Origin of the sequence: Agromyces sp. NPDC056965, from assembly GCF_042673425.1 — a bacterium.
GTDB lineage: Bacteria > Actinomycetota > Actinomycetes > Actinomycetales > Microbacteriaceae > Agromyces.
The window spans coordinates 60,156-67,865 of record NZ_JBHURI010000010.1; the positions used below are offsets into that span (position 1 = coordinate 60,156).

8 protein-coding genes are annotated in these 7,710 nt (G+C 70.3%); 1 reads left to right on the forward strand and 7 read right to left on the reverse strand.

The annotated features are described in order from the left end of the window. Positions 1–138 precede the first annotated feature (138 nt). Positions 139–630, forward strand: coding sequence for a VanZ family protein (locus tag ACFTQE_RS04305; protein ID WP_376923901.1), 492 nt, complete (start codon positions 139–141; stop codon positions 628–630). Here ACFTQE_RS04305 and ACFTQE_RS04310 read toward each other — a convergent pair. The 7 genes from ACFTQE_RS04310 to ACFTQE_RS04340 all read right to left on the reverse strand — a co-directional run bounded on the left by ACFTQE_RS04310 (position 572) and on the right by ACFTQE_RS04340 (position 7,647). Continuing rightward, on the reverse strand, positions 572–1,693 hold the full coding sequence (locus ACFTQE_RS04310) for a DUF418 domain-containing protein (RefSeq protein WP_376923902.1): 1,122 nt from the start codon (positions 1,691–1,693) through the stop codon (positions 572–574). The genes ACFTQE_RS04305 and ACFTQE_RS04310 overlap by 59 nt on opposite strands. Further along, complete coding sequence (locus tag ACFTQE_RS04315) at positions 1,690–2,568, reverse strand: universal stress protein (protein WP_376923903.1); 879 nt, start codon at positions 2,566–2,568, stop codon at positions 1,690–1,692. Before ACFTQE_RS04315 ends, ACFTQE_RS04310 begins: the two co-directional genes overlap by 4 nt. Positions 2,569–2,665: 97 nt before the next feature. Beyond that, positions 2,666–3,280: a thymidine kinase gene (locus ACFTQE_RS04320; protein WP_376923904.1), complete on the reverse strand. Its 615-nt coding sequence runs from the start codon at positions 3,278–3,280 to the stop codon at positions 2,666–2,668. Beyond that, complete coding sequence (locus ACFTQE_RS04325) at positions 3,281–3,970, reverse strand: response regulator (RefSeq protein ID WP_376923905.1); 690 nt, start codon at positions 3,968–3,970, stop codon at positions 3,281–3,283. Beyond that, entirely contained in the window at positions 3,957–5,108 is a 1,152-nt protein-coding gene (locus tag ACFTQE_RS04330) for a hypothetical protein (RefSeq protein ID WP_376923906.1), read from the reverse strand. The genes ACFTQE_RS04325 and ACFTQE_RS04330 overlap by 14 nt, the downstream gene beginning before the upstream one ends. After that, positions 5,105–6,445, reverse strand: coding sequence for a sensor histidine kinase (locus ACFTQE_RS04335; RefSeq protein WP_376923907.1), 1,341 nt, complete (start codon positions 6,443–6,445; stop codon positions 5,105–5,107). The genes ACFTQE_RS04330 and ACFTQE_RS04335 overlap by 4 nt, the downstream gene beginning before the upstream one ends. A gap of 92 nt (positions 6,446–6,537) precedes the next feature. After that, on the reverse strand, positions 6,538–7,647 hold the full coding sequence (locus ACFTQE_RS04340; protein ID WP_376923908.1) for an Rv2578c family radical SAM protein: 1,110 nt from the start codon (positions 7,645–7,647) through the stop codon (positions 6,538–6,540). Positions 7,648–7,710 lie beyond the last annotated feature (63 nt).

Below are 7,710 nucleotides of genomic sequence, written 5' to 3' on the forward strand. Positions count from 1 at the left end.
CCCCACAGCGCTGCCGTGAGTCAGTCTTGCATACGCGTGCATCGGCATCCCCGATTCCCACACCCCGGCTCCCGGATCGCGCACCGGCCCGGAACCGCGCGCAGGTTCGCCGTACCACGGTGCCGCTACCCTGAACCGATGGACTCGCACACGGACGCGGCATCGCGCCTCGAATCGGCGGGCGCGACGCGCCATCGCGTCGCGAACCGCCTCGCGCGCTGGCTCCTGCTCCCGTACCTGGTCCTGGTCGGGCTCATCGTCTTCCTCCCGGCACCCGAGGCCGGCCGCATCACCGGCGTGGTGGGCTGGGCCGCCGACGTGCTGGCCGACCTCGGGGCGTCGAGGGAGGCCAGCGCGATCGCGCTGGAGTTCCTCGCGAACATCGCACTGTTCGTCCCGTTCGGCCTGCTCGTCGCGCTCGCCTTCCCGGCGGTCCGGTGGTGGAAGGTCGTCCTCGCCGGCGCGCTCACGAGCATCGGCATCGAAGCCGTGCAGCTCGCCCTGCCGACCCGGTTCCCGACCGTCTCCGACGTCGTCGCGAACACGATCGGCACCGCGGTCGGCCTCGGCCTCACCCCGTGGTGGTGTCGCGCCCGGCGTCCGATCGGCTCCGACCGCTCGCCCACCTGAGCATGCGCTCGAGCGGACCCCGGCCGAGGTAGCGTCGCCAGAGCCAGGCGAAGATCATCGATCCGACGATCAAGCCGATCAGGAGTTCGAGGGAGTCGTCGGTGTAGAAGCCGTCCTCCACGCGGATCGACGCGGCGAGCACGATGAGGTGCAGCGTGTAGACGGTCAACGGCATCGAGCCCATCGCGATGATCGGCGAGAGCACGGCGCCCGCCACTCGCCGCACCGGTGGGCGTGCGAAGAAGGTGAGCAGCAGCATCCCCGCCACGATCACGACACCGACGCCGACGTTGCCGAGTGCCTCGAGCGAGGTGCGAAGGGCGGAGATCCACGGTTCGGTCTCGCCGTCGGAGGCCGCAGCGACGCCGCCGGGCATCAGCGCGACGATCGGCAGCAGCATCGCGGCCGTCGCAGCCCCGCCGAGCGCGGCGATCGTGACCACGCGCGGCGATGCGAGGTCGAAGCGCACGAGCGCGAGGCCGATCATCATGACCGGCACCCACTCCACGACCGGGTACGCACCGCTCACGAACCAGTCGACGACGATCGCGAACGGGCCCTGCTGCAGTTCGACCACGAGATCGGAGGCGCTCGCGAGCTCGGCGAGGCCCGGCATGACGGCGAGCAGGGCGATGCCGACGGCGAGCGCCGCGCGCGCCGGGATGAACAGCAACGGCAGCATGACGAGGAATGCGACCCCGTAGACGTCGAGGATGATGAACACGAGCGGATGCAGGGTCACGGCGATGACCAGGCCGAGCACGATGAGGATCACCGCGCGGATCGCGATCTGGCGCCGCAGCACCCCCCTCCCGTTCGCGATCGGCCTGGTGCCGCCCGAGATGAAGGCGAGCCCCATGCCCGCAGTGAGCGCGAACAGCAGTCGGGGCCGTTCATCGGCGATCGCGATGAGGGAGGCCAGGTCGGCGGATGTCGCAGCGGGCGCGACGTGCGCGACGAACATGCCGATGAGGGCGAGCCCCCGTGCGGCGTCCACGCCATCGACCCTCCGCGCGGCCGGCACGACGGACGCCGAGGTGTCGAGGCGAGCCGCGTCGGTCACCTGAGCACGATGGTCGGGGCGACGAGGTCGGCGAGGACTCCCTGGCTGACGGACCCGAGCAGGAACCGCGCCAGTGCGCCACGTCCGTGGCTGCCGACCACGAGCATGCTCGCGCCCGCTGCGGCCTCGGTGAGATCGTGCACGGGATCGCCCGCGACGACGGAACGGACCACCTCGAGGCCGGGATGCTCGGCGACGACGGGTGCGAGCGCTGCGTCGAGGATCTCCGATTCGGCTCGGGCGAGGTCGTCGCCCGCGATGAGGGGCGCCCCGTAGCCATACTCGCCGCCCACCATCGCGACGACGTCCCACGAGTGCACGGCGATGAGCGGCTCGCCCATGCGGTCGGCCTCGTCGGCGGCGAACGCGAGAGCATGGTCGGAGATGTGCGAGCCGTCGACCCCGACGACGACGCCTCGGCGTTCGCCCGGCTCGAGGTCGGGGATGACCGCGACCGCGGCTCGGCTCACCGCCGCGATGCGGAGGCTCAACACGCGACGGCGGCTGGCCCGACGTCCGCCGTGCCAGTCGCTGCCGACGACGAGCATCTCGGCGTCGGCGGAGACGCGTTCGAAGACCTCGACGGGAGAACCGCGTTCGAGCGTCGTGACGACCTCGATGCGGTCGTCGATCTCGAGTGCGAGCGCCGCCGCCTGGTCGAGGCACTCCCGCAGGTGAGCCTCGGCGGCGATCGCCGCCTCGCTCGTCGCCTGCCCCGGTGAGGCCGCAGCGCGCGACACGAGGGTCGACGACTCGTCGACGACATGGACGAGCCGCAGGGTGCTGCCCGAGGTCGATGCGCGTTCCGCCGCCCAGCGCACGGCGCGCATGGTGGCGGAGCCGCCCGTGCTGACACCCACTGCGATCTCATTCATGGCGCACCTCCATGGAGTCTTGCTCCATCTTCACGCGCCGCGCGCCGAATGCACCAGCCCCGCGCCGCGAACGACGACGCGATCGAAGCTCGGGGGGTCAGTGACGCCCGTTCAGCACCCCGCCGCTCTCAGCCAGGTAGCAGACGCCGCAGAGCGACTCGTAGGTGACCGCTTCGCCGTCGATCGCGACCTGAGCGCCGTCGAAGACGAAGTGCCCGTCGATGAGCCGCGCGTTGAAGATGGCCTTGCGACCGCATCGGCAGATGGTCTTCAGCTCCTCGAGGCTGTGCGCGACCTCGAGGAGGCGCCTGCTGCCGGGGAACGCCACGGTCTGGAAGTCGGTGCGGATGCCGTACGCGAGCACCGGAACACCCTCGATGAGCGCGATGCGCAACAGGTCGTCGACCTGGTCGGAGTTCAGGAACTGCGCCTCGTCGACGAGCAGGCAGCTCACGTCGCGCCCGCGCTGCTCGATCACGCGCTCACGATGCGCCGCGAACAGCGCTCGAACGCTCGAGTCGGGCGCGATCGTGAAATCCACCTCGCGCACAACGCCGAGTCGCGACACGATGTCGCTGTCGCCCTTGGTGTCGATCGCGGGCTTCGCCAGGAGCACCTGGTGGCCGCGCTCCTCGTAATTGAAGGCCGCTTGGAGCAACGCCGTCGACTTGCCGGAATTCATCGCCCCGTAGCGGAAGTACAGCTTCGCCATCTACTCGAGATACCCGTCCTCCGCCGCACGGCGGATCAACTCGGCCTTGCGGCTCGCCGGCCGGCCGGCCTTGGCGTACTTCTCGCGGACGCGCCGCAGGTAGGTCTTCGCCGTCTCGTAGCCGACGTCCATGCGCCGGCCGACCTCGACCGTGCTGAGGCCCTGGGCGTAGTACCGCAGCGCCTTCTCCTCGGCCGCGCTCAGCGCCACGCCGTGCCGGTCGGGCCGATCGCCCGTGCCCGGGGCATCCACTCGTGCTGCAGACGCGGGATGCCGCTGCAGCCGCTCGCCCCGCATCACCCGCCGCGCGTAGTCGACGAGTTCGTGGGCCGGCAGGGTCTTGGAGACGAATCCCGCGGCGCCTGCGTCGAGCGAGCGACGGCGCGACTCGTCGTCGTCGACCGCGGTGACGACGACGACCTTCGCTCCGGCAGCTCGACACACGCGGATGCGCGACTCGATCGAGACGGTGTCGCCGAGCTGCAGGTCCATCAGCACGAGATCGACGGGGAACTCGGGGTCGCGGATGAGGTCCATCCAGTTCGTGGCACGGATCACGACGGTGAAGTCGGCGGCGAAATCGGTGAACCAGCGGGCGAGTCCGTCGACGACGAGTTCGTGGTCGTCGAGCAGCGCCAGTCGATACGGCGATGCCGGACCCTGTTTCGGTGCGTGCTCAATCGATGTCATAACTCAACCCCACCGTTACATTCTCTCGCGTCAGAGCCGCATCCGCTCGCAATGCGACCGCACGCGCCACGGCGACGAATCGATCGAGCTCGCGCCGGCTGGGAGGCGATGCTCCTGCATCGGCGACGAGCACGATGTCACCGTGCGCCTCGCCCTCGCCGCTGCCGGTGAATGCGACCCTGATGAGGCGCGATCGGGAGGCATCGCCGAGCCACGAGATGAGCGCGGTGAGCGCTGAGCGCTGGTCGGCGGTGAGTGCCGCCGCGGCGCCGGTGGGGTCGTCGATGATCGTGTCGACGCCGCGATTCAACCGGATGTTGGCAGCGAGATCGTCGAGCCACGTCGATTCGATGCCCGCCCGCAGTGCGCGACGGAGCGCCTCGGCGAGTTCGCGCGCACGGTCGGCGTCGGCCACCGTGATGCGCTCCGCCGTCATGACGCCGGCGAGGAACGGCAGCACCTCCCGACCGAGCACCGACACACGGCTCTGCTGCACCGAACGGGCGATGCCCGCTCGCAGCTCGGCATCGCGCTGCAGCGCGGCCCGGTTGGCCTCTCGCTGCCACGCGAGCGTCTCGGCGACGATCCCGTAGGAGTAGCCGGCCGCCGCGGCGGACATCGCGAGCACCGATGCCGAGTTCAGGGTGATGAGCGCGGCGACCGGCGCATCGGACACCGTGTACATCGACGCCCCGGCGACGAGGATCGAGACGACGGCCGCCGAGAGCACGCCGGCGAGCGCGAGCGACACCCAGGTGCAGAAGGGGGCGAGCGAGAGGATCAGCATGCCGATCACGGTCGGTCCGAAGTCGTCGTACAGCTGACGGTTGTTGCCGATCGTGCTGACGTACTCCGCGATGGCACCGCCGACCGCGAGCGTCACGACGATCCAGAGGCGCTCGTTCGTGAACGGTGCCCGCGCGGGAGACGACGCGATCACCGCTGCCGTGCCGGCGGCGGCGACGAGCACGAGCGCGATGCCGGCGGCCAGCGGCGAGCCCACCTCGCTCCAATGCGACCAGGTCAGTCCGGCGGCCAGCAGGAAGGCGAGGATCGCGCCGACCGTCACGATCGGCGACGCGCTGATCGCCCCGATCGGGTCGGCCTCCTGCTGGGTGAGCCGCAGATGCCCGCTCATTCGCCGCCCTCCGGCACCGTCAGCACGATCGTCGTGCCGATGCCCTTCGTCGACCAGAGGCGGACGGTGCCCTGCTCCTGCTCGATCCGGGCGCGGATGGAGGTGCGCAGCCCGATGCGATCGGGCGGCACCTCGCTCTCGTCGAATCCGACACCGCTGTCCATGACGGCGACCGTCACCTCGCCGCCCCCGAGGCCCAGCGCGAGCTCGGCCAGCTCGACGCCGGCGTGGCGGGCGACGTTGATGAGGCACTGGGCGACGGCCGCATCGAGGGCGGCGACCCGACGCGGCCCGAGCGTGCCGAGCACTGCGAAGTCGCCGGTCACCCGCACCTCGAGACCGGCGTTGGCTGCGGCCGAGAAGGCGTGCGACAGCGACGGAACGGTCTCCTCGACGGGAGCGCGGGGGTCGGGTGCTGCGCCGTTGGGGCGTGCGCGTGCGCGCCATCCGTTCTGCCGGCCGTTTCGCGCGGACGCGGACGACGATGCCGTCGAGGAGACGGCTGACGGCGCGAACGATCGCAGGGCGCTGGCCCCTCGAACTGCAGCGTTCGCAGCGGCGTCGTCGCCCAGCGCGTGATCGATCGCCCAGTCGCGCCCGACGATGAGGCCGAGATCCTGGCGGATGCCGACGCGCAGGCGTTCGTCGACCTGCCCCGATCCGGCTGCGGCGATGGCCACCAGGTGGCTGAGCGCCGTGTCGTGCAGGCGGGCGGTGGCACGCAATTCGTAGTCGTGCCGGATCGCGAGTTCCCTCGTCTGCTGGCTGGCGCGATGCAGGCCCGTGTCACGGCGCATGTCGGACCGGCGTGTGAGCCCGTCGAACACCCGGACGATCACGACGACCGCGAACGCGAAGCACACGGCGAGGTTCGGCGAGTACGCGCCGCCGGCCATGACGACCCCGAGGAAGGCGGCGGCCTCGCTGAGCGCGAACCCGAGCGTCGCCCAGGTCAGCGCGATCGCGGAGCCGCTGCCCGCGCCGCCGACGAGGAGGAGGGCGGTGCTGGGCAGGGCGAGCACCGCGTTGTTCGTCGTCGAGAACTCGCCGTCGGCCATGACCATGATCGTGATCGCGAGCACGATCCCTGCTCCGGCGATGAGGTAGAGCACGGTGAGCGTCACCGTCGGGTACCGCGAAACGAGCACGAGCAGCACGATCATGATGATCAGCAGCAACACGCCACTCCACCGGTCGGGCTGGCCCCCGATGGTCGCCATGACCGCGCCGAGCACCACGCCGACACCGAGGCAGGTGAACGCCGCGGCATGTCCGGCGTTGGCGAGCGCACGACTGAGCGAGTCGCGCGCCAGATGTCCCGGCAACCCCAGGGTCATCGTGGTCCTCCGCTCGTACCGCCTGCGAACACCGCTGTTCGGGCCTCTTGCGGATTATCCCAGTTTCGGAGGTGCTCGCGGGGACGACGCGGTCAGAACAGGGCTGAGGGATCGGGCGGGAGGCTCAGCGAGTCGGGGAGCTCGTCACCTGCTGCGAGGGGTCGCGCAGGACGCGGGGGCAACCGCCAACTCGCCGGTCCGCTGGCGAGCGCCGACGACCGCACTCCCCCGGTCACGGGATCTTCACGACCGTGCTCGAGCCCGTGCGCCCTGATCAACGGTCGAATCCGCTGGCCGAGCCACTGCCGGTAGGCCTTCGGCGCATACGCGTTGGTGCCGTAGTACATCGAGTGGTACTTGGGCACGAGCTCTGGGTGGGCTCGCTCGAGCCACTGCATGAACCACGGCTTCACCGCACCGCGGAGATGCAGCGCCGAGTACAGCACACTCGTGCCGCCCGCCGCCTTCACAGACCGCAATGCTTCGTCGAGATGCGCCCTCGTATCGGTGAGGTAGGGCAGGATCGGCATCAGGAACACCGAGCAGTCGAGGCCCGCGTCGCGCACCGCGGTGACGGTGGCGAGACGAGCCTTCGTGCTCGGGGTGCCCGGTTCGACGGAGTGCTGCAACTCGTCGTCGTAGATCGCGATCGACATCGCGACGTCGACGGGCACGTGCTTCGCGGCCTCGACCAGGAGCGGCAGATCGCGGCGCAGCAGCGTGCCCTTCGTGAGGATGCTGAAGGGCGTGCCGCTCGTTGCGAGCGCCTCGATGATGCCCGGCATGAGCGCATAGCGCCCCTCCGCTCGCTGATAGGGGTCGGTGTTGGTGCCGAGGGCGACGGGCTCGCGCCGCCACGAGGGCTTCTCGAGTTCGCGCCGCAGCACCTCGGCGACGTTGACCTTCACGATGATCTGCCGGTCGAAGTCGTCACCGGCGTCGAGGTCGAGGTAGGTGTGCGTGGGCCGAGCGAAGCAGTAAGTGCAAGCATGCGTGCAGCCCCGATAGGGGTTGATGGTCCACCCGAACGGCATCGCCGACTGACCGGGCACGCGATTGAGGGCGGACTTCGCGAGCACCTCGTGGAAGGTGACCCCGGCGAAGTCGGGGGTCTGCACCGAGCGCACGAGGTTGTTGAGCTTCGCGAGCCCGGGCAGGGCGCCCGACTGCTCGACGCCCAGCTCCTGCCCGCTCCACCGCATACCGACATTCGAACACATGTTCGAATGAGAAGCAAGCGGATGCCGCGGCGACACGCGCGCCGC

Excerpts from the sequence above, each read along its gene's own strand:
- ACFTQE_RS04305 (WP_376923901.1), top strand. The coding sequence starts at position 139 with ATGGACTCGCACACGGACGCGGCATCGCGCCTCGAATCGGCGGGCGCG.
- ACFTQE_RS04315 (WP_376923903.1), bottom strand. The coding sequence starts at position 2,568 with ATGAATGAGATCGCAGTGGGTGTCAGCACGGGCGGCTCCGCCACCATG.
- ACFTQE_RS04320 (WP_376923904.1), bottom strand. The coding sequence starts at position 3,280 with ATGGCGAAGCTGTACTTCCGCTACGGGGCGATGAATTCCGGCAAGTCG.
- ACFTQE_RS04325 (WP_376923905.1), bottom strand. The coding sequence starts at position 3,970 with ATGACATCGATTGAGCACGCACCGAAACAGGGTCCGGCATCGCCGTAT.
- ACFTQE_RS04330 (WP_376923906.1), bottom strand. The coding sequence starts at position 5,108 with ATGAGCGGGCATCTGCGGCTCACCCAGCAGGAGGCCGACCCGATCGGG.
- ACFTQE_RS04335 (WP_376923907.1), bottom strand. The coding sequence starts at position 6,445 with ATGACCCTGGGGTTGCCGGGACATCTGGCGCGCGACTCGCTCAGTCGT.
- ACFTQE_RS04340 (WP_376923908.1), bottom strand. The coding sequence starts at position 7,647 with ATGCGGTGGAGCGGGCAGGAGCTGGGCGTCGAGCAGTCGGGCGCCCTG.